At 50.8% G+C, this 26,655-nt stretch carries 15 protein-coding genes; 10 read left to right on the top strand and 5 right to left on the bottom strand.

Going from position 1 to position 26,655, the window contains the following annotated elements:
• The first annotated feature begins 237 nt into the window (after positions 1-237).
• The 7 genes from AT746_RS16990 (at position 238) to AT746_RS17020 (ending at position 11,527) form a co-directional block, all read left to right on the top strand.
• Positions 238-2,562, top strand: a complete 2,325-nt coding sequence (locus tag AT746_RS16990) for a GH92 family glycosyl hydrolase (protein ID WP_062482836.1) — start codon at positions 238-240, stop codon at positions 2,560-2,562.
• An 86-nt stretch (positions 2,563-2,648) separates the two neighbouring features.
• Positions 2,649-3,902 (top strand): sugar MFS transporter, encoded by a 1,254-nt coding sequence (locus AT746_RS16995; protein WP_062482841.1) that lies wholly within the window; start codon positions 2,649-2,651, stop codon positions 3,900-3,902.
• A complete protein-coding gene (locus AT746_RS17000) occupies positions 3,899-4,924 on the top strand; it encodes a carbohydrate kinase family protein (RefSeq protein WP_231730963.1) in 1,026 nt (341 codons plus the stop codon). Before AT746_RS16995 ends, AT746_RS17000 begins: the two co-directional genes overlap by 4 nt.
• Positions 4,921-6,108 (top strand): AGE family epimerase/isomerase, encoded by a 1,188-nt coding sequence (locus tag AT746_RS17005; RefSeq protein ID WP_062482843.1) that lies wholly within the window; start codon positions 4,921-4,923, stop codon positions 6,106-6,108. Before AT746_RS17000 ends, AT746_RS17005 begins: the two co-directional genes overlap by 4 nt.
• A 49-nt stretch (positions 6,109-6,157) precedes the next feature.
• Positions 6,158-8,374, top strand: a complete 2,217-nt coding sequence (locus AT746_RS17010) for a GH92 family glycosyl hydrolase (protein ID WP_062482845.1) — start codon at positions 6,158-6,160, stop codon at positions 8,372-8,374.
• A complete protein-coding gene (locus tag AT746_RS17015) occupies positions 8,371-10,599 on the top strand; it encodes a GH92 family glycosyl hydrolase (RefSeq protein WP_062482857.1) in 2,229 nt (742 codons plus the stop codon). The genes AT746_RS17010 and AT746_RS17015 overlap by 4 nt, the downstream gene beginning before the upstream one ends.
• Positions 10,600-10,702: 103 nt before the next feature.
• Positions 10,703-11,527 (top strand): endonuclease/exonuclease/phosphatase family protein, encoded by an 825-nt coding sequence (locus AT746_RS17020; protein ID WP_062482860.1) that lies wholly within the window; start codon positions 10,703-10,705, stop codon positions 11,525-11,527.
• A 133-nt stretch (positions 11,528-11,660) separates the two neighbouring features.
• On the opposite strand, the gene AT746_RS17025 is transcribed toward AT746_RS17020, so the two are convergent.
• Both AT746_RS17025 and AT746_RS17030 read right to left on the bottom strand, forming a co-directional pair.
• Positions 11,661-12,416, bottom strand: a complete 756-nt coding sequence (locus AT746_RS17025; protein ID WP_062482863.1) for a GntR family transcriptional regulator — start codon at positions 12,414-12,416, stop codon at positions 11,661-11,663.
• A gap of 113 nt (positions 12,417-12,529) precedes the next feature.
• Complete coding sequence (locus AT746_RS17030) at positions 12,530-15,262, bottom strand: TonB-dependent receptor domain-containing protein (protein WP_062482866.1); 2,733 nt, start codon at positions 15,260-15,262, stop codon at positions 12,530-12,532.
• 229 nt (positions 15,263-15,491) lie between these two features.
• Between AT746_RS17030 and AT746_RS17035 the strand changes: the two genes are divergently transcribed.
• Both AT746_RS17035 and AT746_RS17040 read left to right on the top strand, forming a co-directional pair.
• Positions 15,492-16,691 carry an anhydro-N-acetylmuramic acid kinase gene (locus AT746_RS17035; RefSeq protein ID WP_062482869.1) on the top strand — a complete coding sequence of 400 codons (1,200 nt, stop codon included), beginning with the start codon at positions 15,492-15,494 and terminating at the stop codon, positions 16,689-16,691.
• 89 nt (positions 16,692-16,780) lie between these two features.
• A complete protein-coding gene (locus AT746_RS17040) occupies positions 16,781-17,209 on the top strand; it encodes a universal stress protein (protein ID WP_062482870.1) in 429 nt (142 codons plus the stop codon).
• 28 nt (positions 17,210-17,237) lie between these two features.
• On the opposite strand, the gene AT746_RS17045 is transcribed toward AT746_RS17040, so the two are convergent.
• Together AT746_RS17045 and AT746_RS17050 are read right to left on the bottom strand one after the other, a co-directional pair.
• Positions 17,238-18,287, bottom strand: a complete 1,050-nt coding sequence (locus tag AT746_RS17045) for a metallophosphoesterase (RefSeq protein ID WP_062482872.1) — start codon at positions 18,285-18,287, stop codon at positions 17,238-17,240.
• An 80-nt stretch (positions 18,288-18,367) separates the two neighbouring features.
• Positions 18,368-21,394, bottom strand: coding sequence for a TonB-dependent receptor domain-containing protein (locus tag AT746_RS17050; protein ID WP_062482874.1), 3,027 nt, complete (start codon positions 21,392-21,394; stop codon positions 18,368-18,370).
• A gap of 316 nt (positions 21,395-21,710) precedes the next feature.
• Between AT746_RS17050 and AT746_RS17055 the strand changes: the two genes are divergently transcribed.
• Entirely contained in the window at positions 21,711-23,804 is a 2,094-nt protein-coding gene (locus AT746_RS17055; protein WP_062482876.1) for a winged helix-turn-helix domain-containing protein, read from the top strand.
• On the opposite strand, the gene AT746_RS17060 is transcribed toward AT746_RS17055, so the two are convergent.
• Positions 23,785-26,520 carry an insulinase family protein gene (locus tag AT746_RS17060; protein ID WP_062482877.1) on the bottom strand — a complete coding sequence of 912 codons (2,736 nt, stop codon included), beginning with the start codon at positions 26,518-26,520 and terminating at the stop codon, positions 23,785-23,787. The two genes, AT746_RS17055 and AT746_RS17060, sit on opposite strands and share 20 nt — an antisense overlap.
• Positions 26,521-26,655: the final 135 nt, after the last annotated feature.

Consider the following 26,655-nt stretch of genomic DNA (forward strand, 5'->3'; position numbering starts at 1 on the left):
GGGCCGTAATAGCAAGGGCGTTGTAATCGATATCATACAAACCGGCAGCTACCAATCCTGGCATTTTTAAGTCAAGTTTATCAGGCTCCTCTGAAATTTAGCATCAAGGAGGGCTGGACGAGGCAAATGTAATCGATTACAGTTAACTTTTGTTAAAATTCGCTTCGGACCGGGTTACAGGCTTTTTACAATCCGTTGCTCACGAAGCTGAAATATCCTTTAACTCAGGGGAACAGTATGTACAGACTCTGTATTGCCACTCTTGTCGGCCTGTCACTAATGGCCTGTGAGAGTAATCCTTCGCACAATATCAACCCACAGCAGGTGAATCTGGTACAGCAGGACCTGGTGCAGTATGTGAACCCGTTGATGGGCACAGATTCCAAATTCAGCCTCTCCAACGGCAATACTTACCCCGCCATTGCCAGGCCCTGGGGGATGAACTTCTGGACGCCCATGACCGCACCTATGGGCGACGGCTGGACCTATAAATACCGGGATGACAAGATCCGCGGCATTAAACAAACTCATCAGCCCAGCCCCTGGTTAAATGACTATGGTGCCTTCTCCTTTATGGCGGTTACCGGCGAGCTTAAATTCGATCAGGACAGTCGCGCATCCTGGTTTTCCCATAAGGCAGAGCAGGTCAGCCCGGATTACTACAGCGTTTATCTGGCCGATCATGATGTCACCGCCGAAGTCACCCCGACAACAAGAGCTGCCCAGTTCCGCTTTACCTTCCCTGAGCGGAAAACCTCTTACCTTGTGTTGGATGCCTTCGACAAAGGCTCGATGGTTAAAATCCTTCCCGAACAACGTAAGATTATCGGCTATGCCCGTAATAACCATGGTGGAGTGCCGGACAACTTCCACAATTACTTTGTCGCCGAGTTCGACAAAGATTTTGAGATCACCCACACCTGGCAGGATGAGTGGCAGCTACAAACCAACAGTCTTGAAAGCAAAGGCGAACATGTGGGCGCCATTATCGGCTTTAAGACCGGGCGCGGCGAGCAGGTTAATGTCAAAGTGGCCTCGTCTTTTATCAGTCCGGAGCAGGCGCAGCTAAATCTTGAACGGGAAGTGGGCAATGACAGTTTTGAGGTCACCCGCCGAAAAGCCCGACAGGACTGGCAGCAGGAGCTGTCCCGTATCCGGGTAGAAAGCAGCGATCTGGACAAGGTACGTACCTTTTACTCCACGCTGTATCGGGTACTGCTATTCCCGCGCAAGTTTTATGAATTTAATGCCGACAATGAGATGGTCCATTACAGCCCTTACAACGGTGAGGTGTTGCCGGGCTATATGTTTACCGATAACGGCTTCTGGGACACCTTTCGCGCGGTCTTCCCCTTCTTCACCCTGATGTACCCTGAGCAGGATGCCAGATTTATGCAGGGCCTGGTCAACACCTATAAGGAATCAGGCTGGCTGCCTGAGTGGGCCAGTCCCGGCCATCGCAATGTGATGATTGGTTCCAACTCGGCCATTAATATTGCCGATGCCTATATCAAAGGCATTCGCGGTTTTGATATTGATACACTGTATGAAGCCGCACTGAAAAACGCCGAGGTCGACGAGGGGCGTCCAATGACATCTGTGGGCCGTGAGGGCGTGGATTATTACAATGAGCTGGGATATGTGCCTTATGATGTGGGCATTCACGAAAGCGCCGCCCGCACCCTGGAGTATGCCTTTGCCGATTTTAACCTCTATCAACTGGCCAGCTTACTGGGCAAAGAGGAAGACGCCGAAAAATTCCGTCAGCGCTCACTGAATTACCGTCATCTGTTTGACCCGCAAAGCGGCTGGATGCGCGGTAAGAATGAGGATGGCAGCTTTCAGGCCCCCTTTAACCCCTTGAAATGGGGCGATGCTTTTACCGAAGGCAATGCCCTGCATTACACCTGGTCGGTATTCCATGACGTTGAAGGCCTGAAACAGCTTATGGGTGGGCAGCAAGCCTTTATTGATAAGCTCGATGAAGTGTTTGAGATGCCGCCGCTGTTTGACGACTCCTATTATGGTTTTACCATCCATGAGATTCGTGAAATGCAGATTGTGAATATGGGTAACTACGCCCACGGCAATCAGCCTATTCAGCATATGATCTATCTGTACAACCATGCCGGGCAGCCGTGGAAGGCGCAGCAGAAAGTGCGCGAGGTAATGGACACACTCTACTTTGCCACGCCCGATGGTTACGCAGGAGATGAAGATAACGGCCAGACCTCGGCCTGGTATGTGTTCAGCGCACTGGGTTTCTACCCTGTTACCCCCGGCACCACAGAATATGTGATTGGCAGCCCGCTGTTTAACAAAGTCACCCTGACCATGGAAGATGGTAGTGAGTTTGTGATTGAAGCTGACCGCAATGGTCCTCAGGCGCCTTATATTCAACAGGCCTGGCTTAATGGTGAGCCCTATGACAAAACCTGGCTTGACCATCATGCTATCCAGGCCGGTGGCACATTGCGTTTTCAGATGGGCAGACAGCCTGATAAGGATTGGGGTACATCATCTGATGCCGTTCCCTATTCCCTGTCTTTGGCTGATAAGTAAGGCAGGATAATCATCATCGGGCCTGCAGAGACATTGCAGGCCCCTGGCTTTATAAACCAACAGATTCATTAACCAGGATATCCATCATGGCAACCATTCCTCCACAGTCACCTGGCCGTCAGGGGCAACAAAGTCACACCCATTTCGCCTTTGCGGCGATGACCACCTTATTCTTTATCTGGGGCTTTATCACCGCCCTCAATGACATATTGATCCCCCACCTGAAGGCGACCTTTTCACTCAGCTATACCCAGGCCATGCTGGTACAGTTCTGTTTCTTCGGCGCGTATTTTATTGTCTCTCCCGTGGCCGGAAAGCTGATCGAGCGCATCGGTTATATTCGCGGCATTATCGTCGGGTTGTGTACCATCGCCCTGGGTTGTGGTTTGTTTTATCCAGCAGCAGAAGTGGCAGTCTATGGCCTGTTTTTGCTGGGACTTTTTATCCTTGCTGCCGGTGTGACCATATTGCAGGTTTCGGCCAACCCCTATGTGTCTATCCTCGGGCCGGAGCGCACCGCCGCCAGCCGCCTGAATCTGGCTCAGGCCATCAATTCTCTGGGCCATACCCTGGCCCCATTGTTCGGTGCAGCGCTGATTTTTGGCGCGGTGGAATCGGAGCAAATCACCGCCAAGTCTGTGCAGTTGCCCTATCTGTTGATAGCGGGCGTGATGCTGCTGACGGCTTTGAGTTTTAAGTTTCTTAAACTGCCGGTGATTGAGTCTCAGGATGAGCATACTGCACAGCAAGGCGACAGTATCTGGCAACAAAAAGCGCTGGTGTTCGGCACCCTGGCGATCTTTTTATACGTGGGCGCCGAGGTGACTATCGGCAGCTTTCTGGTCAACTATTTTGGTCAGCCTCATATCGGTGGCTTAAGTGAACACCAGGCCAGCCAGATGGTCTCCTACTACTGGGGCGGCGCCATGATTGGACGCTTTGTGGGGGCGGCGCTTACCCGCTTTGTTGCGCCTATTTATGTACTGGCGTTTAACAGCATCATGGCGATTGTGTTGTTGCTGGTATCCATTAACAGCAGTGGCGCGCTGGCGATGTGGTCAGTGATCGCTGTCGGCTTTTTTAACTCTATCATGTTTCCCACTATCTTTACCCTCGCCATTCGCGGGCTGGGGCCGCTTACCAGTCGTGGTTCCGGGCTGCTTTGCCAGGCCATTGTCGGCGGTGCCATTCTGCCCCTGATTCAGGGGTTGGTGGCTGATGGTACCTCGGTACAGTTCAGTTTTGTGGTACCCATGCTGGCTTACATTTATATCGGCTGGTATGCACTGGTCGGCTCCAAACGCCCTGCAGCACAACAGGAGGTACCGGTAAGCTTATGAAACCCAACCCCATGAAAGCCGTTATCTGCTTTGGCGAAGCGCTGATTGATTTTCTGAATTTTAACCAGTCTCAACAAGGGCCACTGACGTTACCGGAGTTTCGCCAGTATCCTGGCGGCGCACCGGCAAATGCCGCGGTGGCAGTAGCCAAACTGGGCGGCAATGCCCGCTTTGTTGGCCAGGTTGGCCAGGATGCCTTCGGTGACTTTCTGATTCAGGCCATGGCGGCCTACGGTGTAGACACCTCACTGGTTTTTCAACATGCCAGTGCCAGAACGGCTCTGGCCTTTGTGATGCTGGACGAACAGGGCGAACGCAGCTTCTCCTTCTACCGCGATCAAACCGCCGATGTGCTGTTTAATCAGCAACAATGTGACCCTGACTGGTTTGATAACAACAGTATTTTGCATCTGTGCAGCAACACCCTGACCACAGAAGCCATAGCCGATTGCTCAGAACATCTGCTCAGACTGGCCAAACAGCAGGGCGCTCTGGTCAGCTTCGATGTTAATCTTCGCCATAATCTTTGGCCTGAAGGCGAGGCAGACCGCGAATCCGTAAATAAACTGGTGTATCAGGCCGATGTGGTGAAGTTCTCTAAAGAAGAGCTCGACTATCTCAGCGCTGGTGATAGTCCTACCTATATTCGTCACTGTCTGCAGCAGGGATGCCGTCTGTTGCTGGCGACCGACGGTGCCAACAGCATCCATTACCATACTGCCACCCACCAGGGTGAGATTCAGCCACCACAAGTCAAAGCCGTGGATACCACCGCAGGGGGCGATGCCTTTATTGGAGGTTTTCTGTATGCCCTGAGTGTAATTGATAATGCCGGCGCACAGATTGGCCGACCAGAAACGCTGGAGCCTTTGCTGATCTTTGCCAGCCATTGTGGCGCCCACGCAGTGACACTGCCAGGGGCCTTTCCCGCTTTGCCAACACTGACCACCGTGTTTCAGGCATTGGCTGAGCAAGGCCATCAGCCAGAACAATTCAGAACCATATTCGGGAGTCCGGAATGAACTTTTACGATCAGAATTTTCTTATTCAGCATTGCCAGAGCATTGTGGATTTTTATACTCCCAGTGTTGTGGATAAAAGCGGCGGCTATCATCAGAACTATCTGGATGATGGCAGCCTGTTCGATACCCATTTCAAGCAACTGGTCAGCAGCACCCGAATCATCGTCAACTATGCCAGCGCTTATATGCTGTTTGAAAAAGAAGAATATAGAGATATTGCCTTACATGGACTTAATTATTTGGAGAATGTCCACTGGCAGCCGGACAGCCAGCGCTATGCCTGGACCCTGAACAACCATCAGCCACTGGATATGACACAGCAGGCCTATGGTTATGCCTTTGTGCTGTTAGCCTATGCGGCTGTCCGAAAAGCCGGATTGATAGATAATGATCAACCCCTGCTGGACACCTATGCTCTGCTCGAATCGAGATTCTGGCAATCTGAATATGGTCTGTATGCCGATGAAATCAGCGCCGATGGGGTGCTCAGCCCTTATCGGGGTCAGAACGCCAATATGCATCTGTGTGAAGCCATGTTAGCGGCCTGGGAGGCCACAGAAAAGCCTCAGTTTTTACAACGGGCACAGCAGTTGGCAGAAAATATCGCACTGCGTCAGGCCGACCTCACCGATGGCCTGGTGTGGGAGCATTACACCGAGGACTTTAAGCCGGACTGGGAATATAACAAAGCGGATCCCAAGAACCTTTACCGCCCCTGGGGTTTTCAGCCCGGCCATCAGACCGAATGGAGCAAGCTGCTGCTGATATTACACCGCCATGCCCCACAGCCCTGGCTGTTGGAACGGGCCTGCAGCCTGTTTGATAGGGCCTGGGAAAAGGCCCTGGACAAAGAATATGGCGGGCTGGTGTATGGCTTCGACCCTCAGGGTAACTGGTGTGACGAGGACAAATATTTCTGGGTCCAGGCGGAAAGCTTCGCTGCGGCCGCACTGCTGTATAAAACCACTGATGAAAGTAAGTACTTACAACAATATGAATCTCTGTGGCAGTACAGCTGGCAGCATATGATCGATCATCAGTACGGTGCCTGGTTCAGATTACTCAACCGGGATAACAGTAAGACCAGTAATCAGAAAAGTGCCGCCGGGGCCAAATGCGATTACCACTCGCTCGGTGCCTGCATAGAAGTATTGCGCAGCCTTGGGCACAGCAAGCTTAAATAATCCTGAGTAGAAGGCTGGACTGTGATAGCCAGCAAGAGAGTTGATAAAAATGCCTGTGAAATTGCTAGTTCCCTTACTACTGGTTTTATCCGTATCAGCCTGTAGCCAGTCAGGCCTCAAGGTCACAGATTCTGACCACCAGAGCGATCCGCTGGATTATGTGGATCCCTTTATCGGCACAGATGGCAAGGGAAAGACCTTCCCCGGCGCCACCGTGCCACATGGTATGGTGCAACTGAGCCCGGATAACGGCAGAACCGGCTGGGACTGGATAGCCGGTTACTTTTACCCTGATAACATACTCGCCGGTTTCAGCCATAAACATCTTTCCGGCACCGGCGCCGGTGATCTTTATGATATCTCTTTTATGCCGCTAACCCGCCCCTTTAAGGGCCAGCAAACCGAAGGCGGGCCGCAAGGCGGCACCATCGTTTCTTCTTTCAGCCACGACAATGAGCGCGCCTCACCCGGCTATTATCAGGTTTTTCTTGAGGATTACGGGATCAATGTGGAGCTTACGGCTGGGCCGCGCAGTGGCCTGCAACGCTATACCTTCAGCCCGGATACCGATACGGCAGTAATACGGCTGGATCTGGGATACAGCCGTAACTGGGACAGCACCACAGCCACCCATATTGAGATTATCGACAATCAGACCATCGCCGGATACCGCAAATCCACTGGCTGGGCAGAAGATCAGCGAGTGTACTTCTACACCCGTTTCTCGGTGCCCTTTAACCAGCATCAGCTTGAACTGGATGGTAATACCCTCAGCACTAAAACCGCTTCCGGGATACAACTGGCTGCTGAGTTTGATTTTGCACCGCCTGGCTCAGGTGAAATTCTGGTGCATACGGCCATCAGTTCGGTGAGTAAGGCCAATGCGAAAGCCAATCTGCAAGCCGAAGGCCATGAACTGGATTTCAGCGCAGTGCATCAATCTGCCAGACAGGCCTGGCGTGAAGAACTCAGCAAGGTACAGGTTCAGGCCGACCCTGATACCCTTACCCAATTCTATACGGCCATGTATCATGCGTCCCTGGCGCCAAGACTGTTTTCAGACAGTGATGGCCGCTATAAGGGCCCTGATGGCAATATCCATCACAGTGAGAAAGGGCCCAGGTACGAGTTTTTCTCGCTGTGGGACACCTTCCGTGCTCTGCACCCCTGGAAAACCCTGATCGATACCCGTCGTACAGGCGAGATGATGCGCAGCCTGATGGATCACTACCAGGTCAGTGGCCGCCTGCCAGTATGGATTTTCGAGGGCAACGAGACCGATATGATGATGGGCTATCATTCAGTACCCGTACTGGTAGATGCCTATCTTAAAGGCCTGACAGATATCGACGGTGAACAGCTTCTCAATGCGGCGATCCACAGTGCCACTCAGGATGAATTTGGCATCAAAAGCTATCAGGAACTCGGTTACGTACCTTACGACGAGCGCAAATGGAATGTATCGCTGACCCTGGAATACGCCTTCGATGACTGGGCTATTGCCAGGCTGGCCGACGCGCTGGGCAAACAGGAAATTGCCGATGAATTTGCACGCCGCGCACAAAACTATCGCCATCATTTTGATGCTCAAAGTGGTTTTATGCGTGCTAAAAATGCCGATGGTGAATTCCGTTCTCCTTTTGATGCCAATGCCTATTATCCTGAGGATTACTGTGAGGCCAATGCCTGGCAATACAGCTTTTTTGTGCCCCATGATGTGCCGGGCATGATCGAAATGATGGGCGGCAAGCAACAGGTCAGTGCCAGACTGGATGCCATGTTCAGTACAGAACAAGCCGTAGAGGAGTTCCCGGAATGGATCTCAGGCTATATCGGCCAGTATGTGCATGGTAACGAGCCCAGCCATCATGTGCCCTACCTGTATCAGTATCTGGGTGAACCCCATAAAACCCAGCAACTGGTGCGCCGGATAATGAGCGAGCTTTACACCACCGCGCCCGACGGTCTGGTCGGTAATGAAGATGCCGGCCAGATGTCTGCCTGGTACCTGTTCAGTGCGCTGGGCTTTTATCCTGTGGACCCGGTTTCCGGCCAGTATGTGCTCGGCAGTCCGGCCATTGAACAGGCACAGATCAATCTGGAGAATGGCCGCACCTTTACCGTGACAGCGAAAAATCAGAGGCCGGATAATATTTATGTCAGTGACGTGACCCTTAATGGCGAACCCCTTGACGGCTTTATCCTCTCCCATCAGCAGATTATGGACGGCGGCGAGCTAATTTTTACCATGAGCAATACACCATGAACAGATTCCTGACTTTATTGGCTGGCGCCTTGTGCAGCGCAGCCATGGCAGCCGGCCCCGGCCAGTATGTCGACCCTTTTATTGGTACCTCCAATTTTGGTGCCACCCATCCCGGGGCCCAGTATCCCCATGGACTGGCCTCGGTTTCGCCCTTTAATGTGGCCTTCGGGCAGCCCGAGTTGAACCCTTTTGAGAAAGACGACGCCTGGAACTCCAGAGTCTATATTCATGAAAACCAGTTTCTCACCGGTTTCAGCCACCTTAATCTCAGTGGTGTGGGCTGCCCCGAAGCCGGGGTAATGCTGCTGATGCCCACCCGCGGTGAGCTTAACCTTAACCCCGAAGAATACGGCAGCACCTATTCCGGCGAGCGGGCCAGCCCCGGTTACTATAGTGCCCGGTTAGACAAATACGATATTCAGGCCGAAGTCACCAGTACTCTGCGTACCGGCCTCAGCCGTTTTACCTTTCCTGCAGGCCAGTCGCATATTCTGTTAAATCTTGGCCTGGGGCTGACCAATGAAACCGGTGGCAGCCTTGAGATTGTGTCCGAACGAGAAATTCAGGGCATGCGTAATATCGGCACCTTCTGTTATCATTCAGAAAATGTGCGGCCGGTGTACTTTGTTGCCCGCTTTAGCAGGGCGGCCGACGACTTCGGCGCCTGGAAGAAAATGCCACGTTATCGGAATGTTGAAGCCGACTGGGTTGGCTTTAATGACAAGATTAAACCCTATGCCGGTTATCGCCACCCCCTTAGCGGTGATGATATCGGTGCCTGGTTCAGCTTTGATACTCAAAAGGATGAGCAGATCCAGGTGCAGCTGGGCATTTCATTTACCAGTATCGAAAATGCCCGCGCTAATCTTAACGCTGAGCAACGAGGCTTTGATTTTGCCTCAGTCAGACAGAGTGCCGTTGACGCCTGGGATATGTTATTGGGTCGTGCAGAAATAGAAGGAACCCGGCAGCAAAAGACCATGTTCTACACGGCCCTGTACCATAGCCTGCTCCACCCCAACATTATTCAGGATGTCAACGGTGACTATCCGCTGATGGGCCAGCATGGTACCGGCAATACAAAAGAAAACCGCTATTCGGTCTATTCGTTGTGGGATACTCATCGCAATGTTCACCCCTTGCTAAGTCTGCTCTACCCCGATATCCAGACACAAATGGTGCGCTCGGCAGTGGCCATGGCCAAAGAGAGCGGCTGGTTGCCGAAATGGGAGCTGTACGGCATGGAAACACAAGTAATGGTAGGCGACCCCGGTACCGCTATGATTGCGGATTCATACTTAAGGGGGATCAGGGATTTCGATGTGGATGCGGCCTATGAGGCCATGCTCCGCGCCGCCAGTCAGACAGAAAACAACCTGTTACGCCCGGAAATTGAGGAATATCTTAATCTGGGTTATGTGCCGGTAGATGACGAAGGCCCTTATGATGGCAGTGTGGCCACCAGCCTGGAATACTATGTGGCCGACTATAATATCGCGCAGCTGGCAAAGGCGTTGGGCAAAGAAGAGGATTATCAGACCTTTAGCCGTCGTGCCAACAATTACCGCAAGCTGTATGACCCGGCTACCGGCATGCTCAGGCCAAAAAATCGCAACGGGCAGTGGCTGAGCCCCTTCGACCCTGAGTTAGGGCGTAACTTTGAGCCGGCTCCCGGCTATATCGAAGGCAATGCCTGGAATTATCGTTTCTATGTACCCCATGATACGCCGGGACTGATCCAGCTTTCAGGCGGTGATGAGGCATTTGTGGAGCAGTTAGACGCCACCTTTGATACCGGTAATTTCGATATGACTAACGAACCGGATATTACCTACCCGTTTCTCTACAACTTTGTTGAAGGCCAGGCCTGGCGAACCACGCAAAGGGTGCACCAGTTAATTGATCAGTACTTTGGCACCGGGCCCGATGGTTTACCGGGCAATGACGACACCGGCACCCTGTCGGCCTGGCTGGCATTCAGCATGATGGGGCTGTATCCCGTTACTCCTGGCAATACAGATTATGCTCTGTTTACGCCTTTGCTGGATAGCGTCACATTGCACTTAAATACCCAATATTACCCGGGGTCCAGGTTAGTGATTAACAAAGCAGACACCGGTAGTACTGAGCAACATAGTGATATCAGCTTTAACGAACGAAAACTCATGAGACCGTTTTTAGATCATAAGGCTCTGGTTAAGGGCGGTGAAATCACATTTAAGTGAAGGTTCATCGCTACCACGCACAATCGGAGGAGATTATGGGCTGAAGCGTAACGTCAACCGCATCTCAAGCGAACGCAAGACCAAACCGACAGGAAAAATTGGTATGAACAGAGCCGTATTTATCTTACTTCTTGTGCTACCAGTGGTCGCTGGCGCTGACACGCTTAAAGTAGAGAGTTTTAACCTGCGCTACGATAATCCGGATGACGGTATCAATGCCTGGCCAAAACGGCGCGAAATGGTCATAACCCATATCCAGAGTGTTAAGCCCGATATCCTGACGTTACAGGAAGCGCTTGCTCATCAACTGGACTGGCTTTCAGCACAATTAACAGATTATCGATGCGTAGGCGTTGGCCGTGATAACGGCAAACGTGAAGGAGAGTTTGTGCCAATCTGTTATCGCACAGACAAGCTGGAAGCATTGGATAGCGGCCATTTCTGGCTCTCTGATACGCCAAACCAGGCCGGCAGCATTGGTCGGGGTGCCCATCTGCCAAGAGTAACCAGCTGGATCAAGCTGAAACACCACCCTTCGCTCAAAACCCTGACTGCTTTTAACACCCACTTCAGCCATGTCAGCGCTGAGGCAAGAAACAAGAGTGCAGAAATACTGCTTGAACAGGCGCGCAAAATATCAGGTCAGTTGCCCATTATTATCAGCGGCGATTTTAATGCACTTCCTGCCGAATTGAGCTACCGGCATCTGCTTCAGAACACCATGTTGCCGCTGCAGGATGCCGCTTCAGCCATAGCCCCACAACCAACACTCAATGGCTTTGGCACAGCAGATCCTCCCGTTCGAATCGACTATATTCTTACCAGCAAAGGTTTCAGAGTATTCGACTTTGATACTTTCCAGATTAACATTGAAGGCAGGTATATTTCCGATCACTATCCCATTATGGCAACTGTCGGGTTGCCCTGAGTATCAGCCACTTGCATTACAAGCATTGTTCAACCGGGTAGCTGAAAAGGTTACATCTCATCGGAACAAGGCCCGGGCAGTGCATTGCCAGAGCAAATGCTATCGCATAGCGTCGGAGATCTGAGAGCCGGTTTCAATCCGGCTGTGAATCATTGTCCATATGCAGATGTGAAACAAATACATACTTGTCACCCCGGTAAACCGAATGGGTATATTCCACGGGTGTTCCGTCGGCGAGAAAGGTTCGGCGCTCGATTCTTAAAACTTCGGCCCGCTCCCGGATATTCAGCAAGCCAGCTTCTATGGGGGAAGCCTTAGAAGCTCTGATCTTCTGCGTTCCTTGTTGTGGATGCTTACTATTTTGCTTCAATGTCTGATAGAGAGAGTCCTTCACCACTTCAGGATCACCAACAAACTCAGCGGGAACCACAGCGTGCTCAATTGCAAGCGGTTCACCGTTGGCCAGGCGCAGTCGTCCAAAACGAGCTACCATGGCCCCTTCCGGTAAATTCAGCAGACGCGACTCATCTTCTGAGGCAGGAGCCAGACTGCGCACCAGCCATACCGAACTTGGCGACTCGCCCCGGTTTTTTGCATCAACCGTGAAACTGCTTAAATGGTCACCTGACTGTTCTCTGGGCGGAGCAATATAGGTACCAGAGCCCTGTCGGCGCAGCAACAGACCTTCTTCCAACAGTAACCCTAATGCTTTTCTGATCGTCACTCGTGAAGTGCCGGTAATCTCCATCAACTCCCGTTCAGAAGGAAGCGCCTGGCCCGCACTGACTGCCTGCTCTTTAATCAGACCACGAATCTGTTCTGCAAGTTGCTGATAAAGGGGGGTCGCATTGTGTTGATCTGTAACGATGGTTTTAGGGAATGATGCCATGGTAACTAAGTAGACCTCTGAGTACTGATTATTTAAACAGATTTAAACGCAACAAAAAACACCCCGGCGTAAAGCCTGCGACTTTTCACCGGGGTGTTCGTCAACGGCCTGAATTAAGGACGATAGCGCAAAGACAAACCGATTGTTCTTCCAACTGCATCATAATCGCTGACACTGCCATACAAATTCCCACCGGCGAGTGGTTTAGGCGGGGCTTTATCAAACAGATTATCAACCCCTGCGGTCACTTGCAGGGAATCGGTTACCTGCCATGAGGCCGCAAGATCAATATAATTCTGTGCCGACAAGGTATCTGATTCATCCAGGGCATTCGCGACACTCCCGATACGCCGCCAGCTCAGTTGCACATTAATATTATCTATCAGCATATCCACCACTGCTCGATGGCGATAGTCAGCCTGCAAAATACTGGCGAAATCACCGGTACAGGACGTGCCGAAGGTACCTTTACAATCCAGAGCGGGCACGGTCGCATTGTTTTGACGACTCTGCGAGGTTACTACATTGCCCTGATAACTGAATTGTACGGTTTCTCCCATATCCAGCAGGCCGTCAACCTGATAACGCATACCCAGGTCAAAACCCGCCTGCTCCAGCGTAGCCAGATTGAAATCATTCACCAATGCCTGGCTTATCAGGCCGGTATCAGGATCTCGCAGTACTGCATCACACAGTGGATTGCCCTCGACAGGATCATCAATATAACAACTGGTGAGTGCCGAAATGGGCTGAATCTGACTAACCGCATCGGTAATTTCAATATCATAGTAATCCAGTGTGACATCAAAACCGTCCAGATAAGCAGGCGTATAAACCATACCAAGGGTATAAGTCAGAGCCTGCTCTGGTTTAATATCCGGATTGCCACCAAAAGAGTAGGTCGCCTGGCTTGAATCGAAAGCTGTACCCGGTTGTGCAGCACCATAACGGGCGCATTGTTCTGCATCACCGCGACCATCAAGGCAAGGGTCACCATCAAAACGCCCCCCGAGCCGAGGCACAAAGTCAGCGCTGGTCTCATCGAACAAAGACAGGGACAACAACGTTTCCGGACCGGCAAACTCACCTAAGTTTGGCGCCCTGATCGCGGTCTGGCGGGTAGCCCGGAAACGTAAGTCATCATTTACTGCCCAGCTAAGACCCAGTTTATTAGTGTTCGCCGAATCCGTATTGGAGTAATTAGACGTGCGGTACGCGCCTTCGATATTCAGTTCTTTAACAAAAGACATATCGGCCAGCAGGGGCACTAACAGCTCAGCATAAAACTCTCTAGAGTCAAAACTGGCATCCATATCGAAAATACCACCCAATCCATAAGCAGTACCATTTCTTAACGCACTGCCAGCTGTCTGGATACCATGCTCTTTGCGATACTCATAACCCACTGCGTAGCTCACTGGTCCGGCTGGCAACTCCAGAATATCGAAGGTATCCCCGGAGAAAGTTAGTGCCATGACACTTTGCTCTCGCTGACGATCAGAGTGCAAGATAGGTGAGCTCAGGCTGCTGAGATCCGTTTCAGGATTGAATATATCCACCGAATTGGCGATATTAGCGAACTGGCTGTTGCCAGCGGCGTCGTTACGGATGCCATTGTTATAAACGGTTGCTTTACCGTCGGTTCGACCATATTGCCCGTAAAGGTCCCAGGCAATATTATCGTTAATATCCCCCCGCAAACCAAACTGAACCTGCAGCGTATTACGAGTCATTTTGGTTTCCTGTAAGCCCAAACCGAGATTACGCTCAACATTAACCCGGGCCAGGCCGTCATCACCGAAGGTGAGTAAATCGCGAATACGTTCACTCAGAAATGGATTGTCGGAACTGATGCTAACTGGCTGATTAACGGAAACCGGTGTTTGTCCGGTTGACCCCGCACCGGTTACCCTCACCTGAGTAAACAGGGCTCGCCCATAGGCCTCGGCTTTGCCTTCTATCAGATCGTAATTGAAGAACACGCCGCCCGTGAGGCGCTTCATCGGCTGAACAAGATAACGCTCAGAGGTCACGTTAGTGGTTTGTCTTTCGGTGCTGAAATTACCGTTATTATCAAAGGCAAAGAAATTACCACTGGCAATATCAGTAAAGTTGCCACCAGTACTCGGCACTATTGTTGCCGTATCAGCCGTAAAATCACGTTCGCCAGCCAACAGATCCTGGCGCTCAGCATAACCTACATAGCCACTGACATGGCCGCGGCCATCGTTAATATTGCCACCAAAGGTGGCATCAAAATTAAACTGTTCAGCGCCACCTTGCGGCATCTCGTAACTGCTCGATAATTCAAAACCATCAAACTGATCATCAAGAATGAAATTCACCACTCCAGACACCGCATCGGCACCATAAATAGCTGCAGCGCCTCCGGTCAGGATATCGACCCGTTTAATTAACCCCGCCGGAATCGAATTTACATCTACAGAATTGCGGAAACTGAAAGGCACTGCCCGGGTGCCATTTATTAGCACCAAAGTACGATTCTGGCCCAAACCACGCAAATCAATTGTGGATGAACCCAGAGAATCACCCACCGTCGCACCGGTACTGTTAGCGCCACCAGCAGCCTGCGGCAACTTCATAGCGATATCTTCAACCGTTACCGCTCTGTCGAGCTGAATCTGAGCTTTGTCCACCGATGTCACCGGGCTTGTTGCCGTTAGCTCAGTGCGGGCTATGCGGGAGCCTGTCACTCTAATCACTTCAGTCTCCGACACTGCCGGCTCGCTTTGCTGTGCCATCGATTGACCGACAACCAGTGATTGGGTAAGCAGAGACGTGGCTGCAGCTCCTGTAAGGATTCTGGTAATTCTGTTCTTCTTCATATTGCTCTCCTGTTGAGATGAATAATTGGTATTCTATTGGTATTGTTATTATCAATACATTTAATACCAGAAAAACAAAATGATCCAGTTTTAGTCATAAGCGCAGTATCGTAACCACTATTAAACAAAGGGGATAATAAAGATTTTGACGTGTAAAGATTAGCTGAGTTGAACTATGATACAGTAATACCAATTAACGTCAGTTGTCAGAAAAACAGGATCAAGCACCATGCACAGCCATATTCACCGACTCCACCAGATTGCCGCCAAACCACAGCGCCTGATTATCGGGCTGATGAGCGGCACCTCGCTGGATGGGCTGGATGTGGCGTTATGCAGGATCAGTGATGCGGGTCTGAACAGCAAAATAGAGCTGCTCGAATTTACTACCGTTGATTATGATGAAACCTACCGGCAGCGGATAAAGTCGGTGTTCTCCAAACGTCAGGTTGATCTGCAGCAGCTATGCCTGCTGAATCCATGGATTGGCACACTGCATGGCCAAATGGTAAATCAATGTCTGCAGGCCTGGCAGGTGGATGCCACAGAGGTGGACCTGATTGCCAGCCACGGCCAGACCGTCTATCACGCCCCCAAATCGGAACATAGGCTGGAGGGTTACCCTAACGCCACACTGCAGATTGGCGATGGTGATCACCTCGCCTGTGAAGCTGGCATTATTACACTCAGTGACTTTCGTCAGAAACATATTGCCGCAGGCGGAGAGGGTGCACCGCTGGCGGTATACGGGGACTATCTGATCTTTGCCAGTGAAGAGCAGAACAGAGTCATGCTGAATATGGGCGGCATTGCCAATCTGACTTATCTGCCTGCCAGTATGGACGCCAGTGCGGTGTTCAGCACCGATGTTGGCCCGGGCAATACGCTGATGGACGCCTATATGCAGCAGTACTTTAATCAGAGTTATGATGCCGACGCGGCTGTCGCCCGGGCGGGGAAGGTATCTGAGTCACTACTCAAGGCCTTGCAGCAACATAATTTCTTCGCCCAGCCATTTCCCAAAACCACCGGCCCCGAGCTGTTTAATCTGGAGTACCTGGCCCGGGCACAGGCTGCCAGTCAGACCGGCGATCTTTGTCATGAAGATGTGATGGCAACCCTTAACCGGTTCTCCGCCAATATGATTGTACTGGCCCTGAAACGCTGCGGCGAAAAACTCGGCGACTACCATCTTTATGCCAGTGGTGGCGGTTTTCATAACCCTGTTCTGATGGAGAATATTGCCCGCCAGTTACCAACCGTACAGATTCACTCGACGGCAGAGCTGGCAGTAGATCCGGATGCCAAGGAAGCGGTACTGTTTGCCGTATTGGCCAACGAATGTGTGGCGGGCGGTAAAGACAAATTCAGCAACCTTAAAGAAGGGATCCCCGATATCACCATGGGCAAAATCAGCTTCTATGATTAGGGCGTGTAAAAGTACAAAGTTTGACCTGCCTCAAAACAAACGCTGCGATTTTTACTACAGTATATGCAGAACCTAAAAAGGAGACGCGTATGTACAAGAAGGTATTAATCGCCATCGATACCACCCCTGAAGCGAAGCAGGTACTGGACGTTGCACTGAATAATGAAGCGGTCAAGGGAGCAACCTTTCAATTGTTGCACGCCACTGAGTTGCCCGGCCCGGCCATGAGTGCTTATACAGGCTACGACTTTAATTTTGATTTCGAACGAATTCATACCGCAGCCCGGGAAAAAATCGTCGAGTTAACCAAAGGCTCAGCCATTGAAGATAGCGCCATTCATGTAAAAACCGGCATGGCCGCCGATCTGATTGTGGACATGGCCAAGGAGATGGGCGCTGATTTGATTGTCGTCGGCAGTCACGGCCGCCATGGTATCCGTCTGCTGCTGGGTTCCACCGCTAACAGCGTATTACACCATGCGCCCTGTGATGTGCTGGCAGTAAGGATAAAAGACTAAGAAAAAAGGCGCCCTGGTGGCGCCTCTTTTATAACGCGCCCCTTGTGCCATCAAGCAGGCCCCGATACAGCTGCTGTTGCTCTACCAGTAACATCTCACCTGACTCACCCCGTTTGATACCGGCATCAACAGCAATCACCTTATTATCGTAAAAACCGGTTACTGAATTGTGAGTGGTGTGCCCAACAACAATATGCCGCACATCAAAGTGCTCCAACAGACCGTTTATTTGCGCTTCGCTTGCCTGAGGCTGCCGGAAATAGCCTCTGTACCAAACCGGCCCGTCATCTTTGTGCAGATAACGGGCAAATCCCTGTCGCTCCTGCTCGCCCTCGATCAGGTTCTGCGTGAATCCCTGATTAATCTCGCTAAGTGTCTTTGACTGCGTGACCAGATCAGGATGCAGCCCACCGTGGGTAAACAACATGTCATTGATCTTCACCAGTACGTTGCGGCTTTGCAGCCACTGGCCCAGAACGGTGTCCGAAGCATAGAGCTGTGACATATTTCTGGCCAGAATGTGCTCTACCCTGAGGTATTTATCATTGAGGTACTTTCTGCGGCCATTGAGCACCATCACCTCGTGATTGCCAAGCAGAAAATGCAATCGGCCACCCGCTTCTCTGGCCTGAAAATCCAGTTGGTAAAGCAACCACAGGCTCTCAGTCTGTTGCGGGCCCCGATCAAACACATCTCCCACCACGACCAGGTGACCATCAGAGAAATTCCAGTTTCCCTGACTATCCGTTATCCCCTGGGCTACGAGCAGCGACTTAAGGATTCCTGCCTGCCCATGAATATCACTGATTACGGCCAGTTCAGATACATTGCTGTATTCCAGTTCCGGACGCTCTGCTTGGTGTGGGTAAAGCGTTGCTCTTTGATCGCACTTTTCAATTTTTTTAGGCTCATTAATCGGCTCAAACCCCAGCCGTTGTTCAATGCCACCACACACCCAAAGAGCCTGCCAGTGTGACGGTTGTTTTAGTACATAAGGTCCATCATTGATCTCTTCTTCATTGACCGCCGAGCAGGCAGCCAACAAACACAGGATAATGAGTAAAAGGTAATATCGCATTCTGACTCCCGATAATTTCATTTGGCCTCATACCGATGAGGCCGCCAGACCCGGGGAGAACCGGCTCCCCGGGACAGAGGTCAGAAACGGATTTCAGCACCCGCATAAACAAAGCGGCCTATACCACCGCCATAAGCACTGTTAAAGTTGCCACGGCCACTTTCTACGTTATCACCGGTGTTAGGCACGAAGGGGCCTTTGTCATTAAACACATTGCGCACACCACCATAGAGTTTGAGATCCATATCCCCTTCCATATCCAGTCGATAAGATGCCGACAAATCATGGGTCGTATAGGAGGGGTAGTACAAATACAGTGGCACTTCCGGGTTGGCTACGGCGTCAGGATCACCGGCATCTAACAGCGCCTGGTTTTCAGCCTGCAGTTCGAGCCAGTCGTCCACCCGCTCATGGTCATCAACCACAGCACTCTTGTACTTGGTTTTCCAGCGCACACGCAAATTGTCGTAGCGCCAGGCGATGGATGCACTGATTCTGTCAGTGAATATCCCGCTGCTTAACTCTCCCTCATAGACATTGGTTTCCAGACCGTCATTGCCCTCAAACGTAGTGGAGCGTTCGATAACATGTGTCATGTCTGCTTTGAAGGTAAGGCTGCCATAGCTGTTCAGCTCATATTCGTAGGCCACTGAGACATCGTAACCGCGTGCCTTCTCTTCATTCAGATTGGCCTGACGTTGGATAATCTGAGTGATCTGCCCTTCAGAGTCACGGGTGATATCGGCACAGAATGGATTGTCATCACCAAAAGGAAGAGATGAGGCATAACACTGGCGGATAATATCGTTGTTGCCAACTGACGTAATGGCATCGTCGATGGTAATATCATAGTAGTCTACGGCAACGCGCAGGTCTTCCAGCCACTCGGGAGCGGCAGTAAATCCTAAGGTATAGGTATCCGCCGTTTCCTCTTTTAACAATTTGTTGCCGGCATTGGGTGAGTACCCGGTATTCTGGTCAATAAACTCGCCATCTTCTGATAAGGCAATCGCATCCAGAATTGCAGGAACCTGACGACAGGCATCATGGCCCGGATCCGTTGATGTCAGTGTTACACCGTCACAAATATCATTGAAGCTGTCGTAGTCTCCCCGTGGCGGAGAAATCAGCTCAGTGATACTGGGCGCGCGCTGGGCCCTTGCATAATTGGCCCTGAAAGCATAACCCGATACCGGCTCCCAGATAAAACCTGCACGATAACTGGTCATCAAATCGATGTTTTCATGGCTGTAGTCTGCAAGCCTTAAGGACAGGTCAAGACTCAGATTTTTGGCCATAGGTGCATTCCGCAGCAGGGGCAGCGTGACCTCGCCAAAGGCCTCCCAAACTGAAACGTCCCCTTTAATATCAGGTACATCATTAAAGGTAATCGCCAGTGCCCTCAGCTCGTCGGCAACGTTGACTTCCTGTTTATCTTTACGGTACTCAAAACCAAACGCCGATGATACGGCTCCGGCCGGTAATTCAAATAGTTCACCGGTCATATAGCCACTGATATTGAGCTGACTGATATCTGTGTTTATCACCGGATTGGCACGAATATAATCGGCCGCCTCGGGGGTTATACTGCCGTAGCCAAATAAGTTGATCGGAACACAACCGCCTGCCCGGGCCTGCTCATCAGCACACTGCACCGTAACGCCGTCTTCTGCATATTCGGCGTTCAGAGCATCCCTGAGCTTCACAATACTGATTTCATTCAGCCGCAGCTGACGTTGTTCAAATTCCCCATAGCTTAGGCCCAGATCCCAGTCCCATTCGCCATCGAATACTGTGCCCTGCAATCCGGCAAAGGTACGCACCGTTTCACGTTTATTATCGGTAACAATATTGCCGACTTCTACAAACGCCCGATCCCAGGAAACGCTGCTGCCTGCCGTTTCACGAATCGCCTCTGGTATAAAAGGATTGTCGGGATCAATCGCTCCGGCGATAACCAGCTCTGGCTGACCGGTAACGGGATCAATTCTGAGTTCATCATCATTGTAGTCCTGCCCTTCCGGCGACTTATAGTTAACCGAGTGATTATCACTGTACTGCAGATGAAACCTGGCGCGAATATCATCAGTCAGGTCATAGTCAATCTTAATGGCCGCAGACAACTTGTCATTGGGCACTTTGAGCATATCAAAAGGCTCAAAGTTAAATCCGTCACGCTCTTCTACAAACCCTGCTGTCAGGCCATCCGTTGGATGGTAGAACCAGTCATTTCCTTCAAAGGTACCTCCTGGTGTGTTGTCACTGCGTTCGCGCCAATCATCCATGGTGATATCGCGCATACACTGATCACCTTCGATGGTGTTCATCTCATTACACAGCAATGTGGTGTTATAGTCGTAACTTGCCTCATACTGAGCTCGCTTCCGATCCGCCTGGTATAAACCAAACTCCCGATCCCAGGATGCGGCAACATAGAGATGCCCCCGATCATTGTCGAAGCCGGTGCCAAAACCGGTATCCAGGGTAAATTCGCGGGCGCCGCCGTCAGTGCTCTCGCCACCTCGCACATCAATTTCAAAACCGGTTTTGCCACTTTCGGTAATAATATTGACCACGCCCGCCACAGCGTCAGAGCCGTAAATGGCTGATGCGCCGCCACTGATAATCTCAACCCTGTCGACCATAGCGGAGGGAATAGTACTTAAACTGATATAGTTGCCGCTATAACTGTTGGAAACCACCCGACGGCCATCAATCAGCGTCAACGTACGATCAGTGCCAAGGTCACGTAAATCGATAGTCGACAACCCGGTGTTCTGGACACTGGACTGAGAATTGGTGTTACTGACTCCGGCGCTGATGGAAGGAATCTCATCGACCAGAATATCGGCCAGCTCACCGATCCCGCTATCAACCAGCTCATCTTTACCTATTGTCATCATAGGAGTCGCCATGGAAAAGCTGTCCCGCTTTATACGGCTGCCGGTTACGGTGATGCGCTCTTCATCCTTTGCCTTTTCAGATGCGGTGTTATTCTGTGTTGTCAGGGTACGTTCGACCGCCTGCTGCGCGTGACTCACGCCACTTGAGAGTAATAAGCCGGTCAGCGCTAACTGCACTGCTGTGGTCAACTTGCTTGGTTTCATTATCTGCATTCCTGTTTTGTGCTGCTGTGCTTGTTGTTTTGCCGCGGCAAGCTTATGTCATATAGATTCTCAAACGGCCGCAATCTACTATTAGGCGGTTCGGTAACAGACCACAACAGAGGCAGGGTCTTGTTTACCTCACTTCTATATCTATTTACTCTCTATTCTATTTTTACCCTTTTATTTCAATAATTTAACAATAGTCTCATTGCTTACTGAATGTCACCAGAAATAGCACTATTGATGTTAAGCTAGGTTGCATATAATCAACGATAAACAGCACACTACACACCATAGGTATAGCCAGAGCAGCAGGATGGGGAAATCTTTCAGGTTAGGTCAGTATCAGATAGAGCCGGTTGAACGGGCGGTCTATCTGGACAACGGTGAAAAGCAGAATCTGCAACCCAAATTTGTTGACGTGTTGCTGTATCTGGTAGCGGAATATCCGCGCATTGTTTCACGCCAGGAACTGATAGATAAAGTCTGGCAAGGCAACGAATACGTTGGCGAGAAGGCACTGACCAATGCCATCTGGCATCTAAGGCAATCTCTCAGTCATAATCAGGATTCTGAGGTCATAGAAACCATCCGTAAAACCGGATACAGATTGGTGGTCGCTCCGGAGGCGCAGCTTCAGGACGACGGCGAACCCGCTTCCGCCGCCGGGTCGCAATCCTCCAGGACGACAAGGTTCAAATGGCTGACGCTGTTCGCTCTTGTGATTGCCCTGGCGATACTATGGCTTAGTCTGTCGACGTCACAACCCCCTCCGCGACAAATACGCACTGTCACCACAGAACCTGGACTGGAACTTTTTCCGGCGCCCTCACCGGATGGGCGCTTTCTGGTTTACAAATGGGTGGCACCTGATGGGCAGGTCGACCTGTTCCGCCGGGATCTTGAACAGCCCCAACTCAAAGCCACCAGGCTCACCTACGACAGTGCTTCTGAAGGACACTCAGTATGGAGTGTCGACGGTCGCTTTCTCTATTTCAGCCGCAAGGACCGTGACGCTGAGCGCTGTGATATTGTCAGGATGGATATGCAGAGCTTTGAGGAGGTCAACATTACAAACTGTCCGGTGGTGGGAGGTTATCACTATATTGATATTTCGCCCGACAATGCCACACTGGCTTTTTACAGTGATGACGATGAATCAGACTTATCCGGCATTTACCTGCTGGATATCAACAAAGAGAACGCCAGTCCAAGACGCTTTTCCTGCGCTACAGATTGCGGATACAAGGAGCGGGACATGGCGTTCTCACCGGATGGAAACTATCTGGCGACAACCCGCAGGGTCAACCAGTTTAACGAAAATATTTATCTCTACGATCTACGCCATCATCAGGTCCGTCAGTTAACCTCCGGTGAAGAAGATATCGTTGGCCTGAGCTGGCACCCCGAAGGCAATAAGCTTGCTTATGGTGTACAACGTTCAGATACACGCTCAGGTTTTATACTGGATATCAAAACCAACAATATCCAGTCTCTGGATATTGAGGGCATGAGCTACCCGCACTTTGCCCGTAACAAGCCATGGATTTTCTTCCAGCACCGTAGCGAGGAATATCAGATCGCCGCTATTCCACTGAACACCCGGGTTAACAACAGTCCCTTCCCGGTACTGAACTCCGGTTACAATCACAATTATCCGGACTATTCCCATCGCAACAAGAAGATCGCCTACTTGTCGAATGAGTCGGGTCACTATGAAGTATGGATTGCCGATGCGGATGGCAATAATCGCAATCAGCTTACCCATCTTGGCCGCTCAGCACGTTACCCAAAGTGGTCACATGACGGCAAACGCATTGCTTTCCTGGCACCCGATGAAGACGAAACAGGCGACCATATCTACATTGTCGAGGTTGCCACTAAGCGTATTCAGACAGTACCCAGTCCATTTAAGGGGCACAATCGTCCCATGTGGTCAGCGGATGATAAACGCATACTGACAACGGTATTTACAAAAGAACATGCCGATATCTATGCCTTGAGTCTGGAGACCGAAGAAGTGCAGCGGCTGACCTTTAATAATGGCCGTTATGGTGTGATGACAGATCAAAATACCCTGATTTACAGTACCTACCGCAACGGACTATGGCAGTTAAACCTCAACACGGGTGAGCGGCAGCAACTGATAGATGAGCAGCAATTCCGTGTCCGGTATACCTGGACCCTCGAAGATGACGCCATTTATTATATTGAGGAGGAAAGTGACCATCAGCGCCTGCTGCGATACGACTTAGTCACAAAAACGCATCAAACACTGTTGAAAACCCCACGGTCCACCTTTGAAACGGACAGCGCCCTGCGCCTGGACCGTGATCAGCAACGTATTCTGTTTACCAAGACTGAGTTCCCTCAGTCTGACATCAAGCTGCTTATTGATCCTGCGCTGTAGCTCCTTTGGCCAGCACCCCGATTAATGGTTTACTAAGCAATGAAGAAACATGAGCACGGAATTCGTCCAGTGACATCAACAATATCTGTTGTTGCAATTGTTTTAAGTGGTTCTCTGCCCAGCCGTAACGCAAATGAGCGCGTCTGGCATCCGCTTCACTGTCAGCGTTGGTATAAGTTTGTTGCAGGGAATCAGCCAGACTATGTTTTACCGTATTGAACTGAGACGCCGTTAATGAATCAAGATAGGTTATAAACCACTGATTAAAAAGGATAACCCGAGCCATCAACTGTTCCGGCTCTGTGTCTACAGACTGCACATAGTAGCCAAGATAAGGATAACCAAATTTCGAATAGGCCTTTGCAGAAACTGAATAACCCAGTTGCTCTTCAGTACGCAATTGATGGAAAAAGGGTGCTGTCATCATCGCTCCCACTAATTCGGTTATGGCATGCTCCTCAATCTTACCCGTGTCTGGAAGTATCATAAGACGCACCGCGTTATCCGGGCCCTCCAGGCTAATCCGATGCAAGCCCATGGTCGTCGTTCCATCCCAGCGGTGGGACTGTGAGCGAAGCGCAATCTCAATATTGCCACTGAATGTTGCAAATAATGAATCCAAAGACACTTTTTCCTGTTCAGAAACATGACCAAAATACGTGGCTGTCAGCCTGGCGCGCTTAAAATAGCCCTGAACAAAAGCCTGATAACGCTTTTCAGAAAAATTCTCAAGGTAACGCAGCGCATCGTGAGTCGGGATATCAAGGCCCAGTTCGGTGTTCAGTATCTGTAGTGTTTGCGTCCGTAGTCTCTGGTGTTTGCGCTGCGACAATTGTGAACGGTAGCTCTCCAGTGTCAACGATACAGCACTGTCATCCAATGCAGGTGAAGATACCATTGCCAGAATGTCCCGATACAGCGCCACCCGATCCCCTGAGTAACCCGATATGCTGATTCTCCATCCGCGTTGGGTTTCAGCCAGTTCCACGTCGAGACCGGCACTGTCGGCCTCTGCAATCATGGGCGTTAATCGGTGCTTAAGGCGACGTAAATATAGTGGGTTAAGGACAAAGCGTTCTGTCGATTGAATGTCTGTATCCAGATACAGGTTAATCGAGGCGTAGCGGCTGTCACGTTCCTGAGTGGGCAGCACGCAGCTTTCAAACGCCGTGGCCAACTGCCTGCAACCGGTCTTTAGTTCTTCTGGTGGCTCAGAATGCTCAGCAAAATAACGCGGTAAGTCGGGCAGACTGAAGTCGGTTTCGACGCTTTTGGGGGCAGATAGCATAAACGGATGCTGCACCCCAAAGCGGGTCTGATAGTAAGGTTCCAGTTGCCCGACAGGCAGAGCAGGATGTTCCCTTATCAGCAAGGTGTTTGCTGGTGTCAGGGCATTCAGCCAGATTTGCATTGACTGCGCGTCATAGTTGCCGGGAATCTGATTAATTACAAGCGCTTCACTGACCGGATAGAACAGCACCTGATCGGCAAGTTCACGAATCTCTGCAGAGGATTTATGCCTGGCGTCCTGATTAAATTCAGCATGACGAAGACTGGCGAATGTGTCATTGAAATGCGTTGCGGACACCTGCTGTTTAATAACATCCAGATACTGCCAGGTTATCTGCAATGCTTCGGCCTGCTGTTTCCAGCCTCGCGCCGTAAAACGCAGTGTCAGGTTAAAAAAGCGGTGTTGATCATCCAGCACCGGCTGAGAGACAGACAACCCTTTAATCCAGCCCTTATCTTTAAGATGCTGCTCCAGCCCCTTCGGATTGTGACCTTCTACCAGCCAGGATATATAGTCGCCAATCATTGCACGACGGATACGCAAATTATCCGGCACAACAAAACTCAGTGTAATGCGAGAACGTTTTCTCAGTGTCTGGATATTAATCAGCTTGCCATCCGGAACTTCCACATAAGGCGCTACCGTTTGCGCCAGTGTTTTTCCGCACATGGAGGGAACCGCTGAGAAATATTTGTCGGCCATTACTTTAAGCTGCTCCAGTGGTAAAGGCGCCGCCATCACCAGGGCCATTCTGGGTGCACAATAATAATCATGGCCAAAATCTCTCAGTGCCTGTGACAGGGATATCTCTGGCTTATCCACCAGCGTCGACAAATTACCGGTGGAGAATTTTCGATAGGGATGTTCCGGGGCAAATGCTGTGCGCCACACCTCACGTTTACGTCGGTAAGCATCGTGAAACTTCATGCGGAATTCAGCTTCTACCGCATGACGCTCTTTATAGACCAGAGATTGTGGAATCAGAGGTTGGATAAATTGCCAGGCGAAGCGCGCTAAAGCCTCTTCAAAACTGGTACCCGCCACCTGGAAATAATAGTTGGTGCGCAGCGCCGACGTACTGGCATTGGAGCGCCCACCATGATCTGCCAGAAACTGTTTGTACTCAGCCGGATCAGGGTATTTTTGTGTACCTTTTGAGAGCATATGTTCGTACAGGTGGGCCAGGCCGGGAATGCTATCAGGATCCTGAAAATACCCGGCCCTGACAGACATAGAGCCATAGGCCTTGGTCAGCGCCGAGTCGCTGACCAACAATACCCGCATACCATTTTCCAGTTCCAGAGAACCATATTCAGCGGGATCACTGACACCCTTAGTCGGACTGGAATACTTCGTACTCTGTGCCTGGCAACCTGCAAGAGAAACGAAAATAACAACAGCAAAAATATGGATAAACGATCGCATGGCCTGGTCCTTACTGGAAAGCAGCGACCACTTTAAGAGAATCTTCAAAACGAACAATCTATATGCTATCCATTTTTCCTCGATTTTCTCTCTATCTGTCAATGATGACTCAACAGATCTGCTCCGTTGCACCAA

The sequence above is a fragment of the Lacimicrobium alkaliphilum genome, from assembly GCF_001466725.1.
Taxonomy (GTDB): Bacteria; Pseudomonadota; Gammaproteobacteria; order Enterobacterales; family Alteromonadaceae; genus Lacimicrobium; species Lacimicrobium alkaliphilum_B.

Bases quoted from the DNA above. Each gene is read 5' to 3' on its own strand.
- AT746_RS17055 (WP_062482876.1), top strand. From the start codon at position 21,711: ATGGGGAAATCTTTCAGGTTAGGTCAGTATCAGATAGAGCCGGTTGAA.
- AT746_RS17045 (WP_062482872.1), bottom strand. From the start codon at position 18,287: ATGCGATATTACCTTTTACTCATTATCCTGTGTTTGTTGGCTGCCTGC.
- AT746_RS16990 (WP_062482836.1), top strand. From the start codon at position 238: ATGTACAGACTCTGTATTGCCACTCTTGTCGGCCTGTCACTAATGGCC.
- AT746_RS17020 (WP_062482860.1), top strand. From the start codon at position 10,703: ATGAACAGAGCCGTATTTATCTTACTTCTTGTGCTACCAGTGGTCGCT.
- AT746_RS17005 (WP_062482843.1), top strand. From the start codon at position 4,921: ATGAACTTTTACGATCAGAATTTTCTTATTCAGCATTGCCAGAGCATT.
- AT746_RS17010 (WP_062482845.1), top strand. From the start codon at position 6,158: ATGCCTGTGAAATTGCTAGTTCCCTTACTACTGGTTTTATCCGTATCA.
- AT746_RS17040 (WP_062482870.1), top strand. From the start codon at position 16,781: ATGTACAAGAAGGTATTAATCGCCATCGATACCACCCCTGAAGCGAAG.
- AT746_RS17050 (WP_062482874.1), bottom strand. From the start codon at position 21,394: ATGAAACCAAGCAAGTTGACCACAGCAGTGCAGTTAGCGCTGACCGGC.
- AT746_RS17060 (WP_062482877.1), bottom strand. From the start codon at position 26,520: ATGCGATCGTTTATCCATATTTTTGCTGTTGTTATTTTCGTTTCTCTT.
- AT746_RS17035 (WP_062482869.1), top strand. From the start codon at position 15,492: ATGCACAGCCATATTCACCGACTCCACCAGATTGCCGCCAAACCACAG.
- AT746_RS17015 (WP_062482857.1), top strand. From the start codon at position 8,371: ATGAACAGATTCCTGACTTTATTGGCTGGCGCCTTGTGCAGCGCAGCC.
- AT746_RS17030 (WP_062482866.1), bottom strand. From the start codon at position 15,262: ATGAAGAAGAACAGAATTACCAGAATCCTTACAGGAGCTGCAGCCACG.
- AT746_RS16995 (WP_062482841.1), top strand. From the start codon at position 2,649: ATGGCAACCATTCCTCCACAGTCACCTGGCCGTCAGGGGCAACAAAGT.
- AT746_RS17000 (WP_231730963.1), top strand. From the start codon at position 3,899: ATGAAACCCAACCCCATGAAAGCCGTTATCTGCTTTGGCGAAGCGCTG.
- AT746_RS17025 (WP_062482863.1), bottom strand. From the start codon at position 12,416: ATGGCATCATTCCCTAAAACCATCGTTACAGATCAACACAATGCGACC.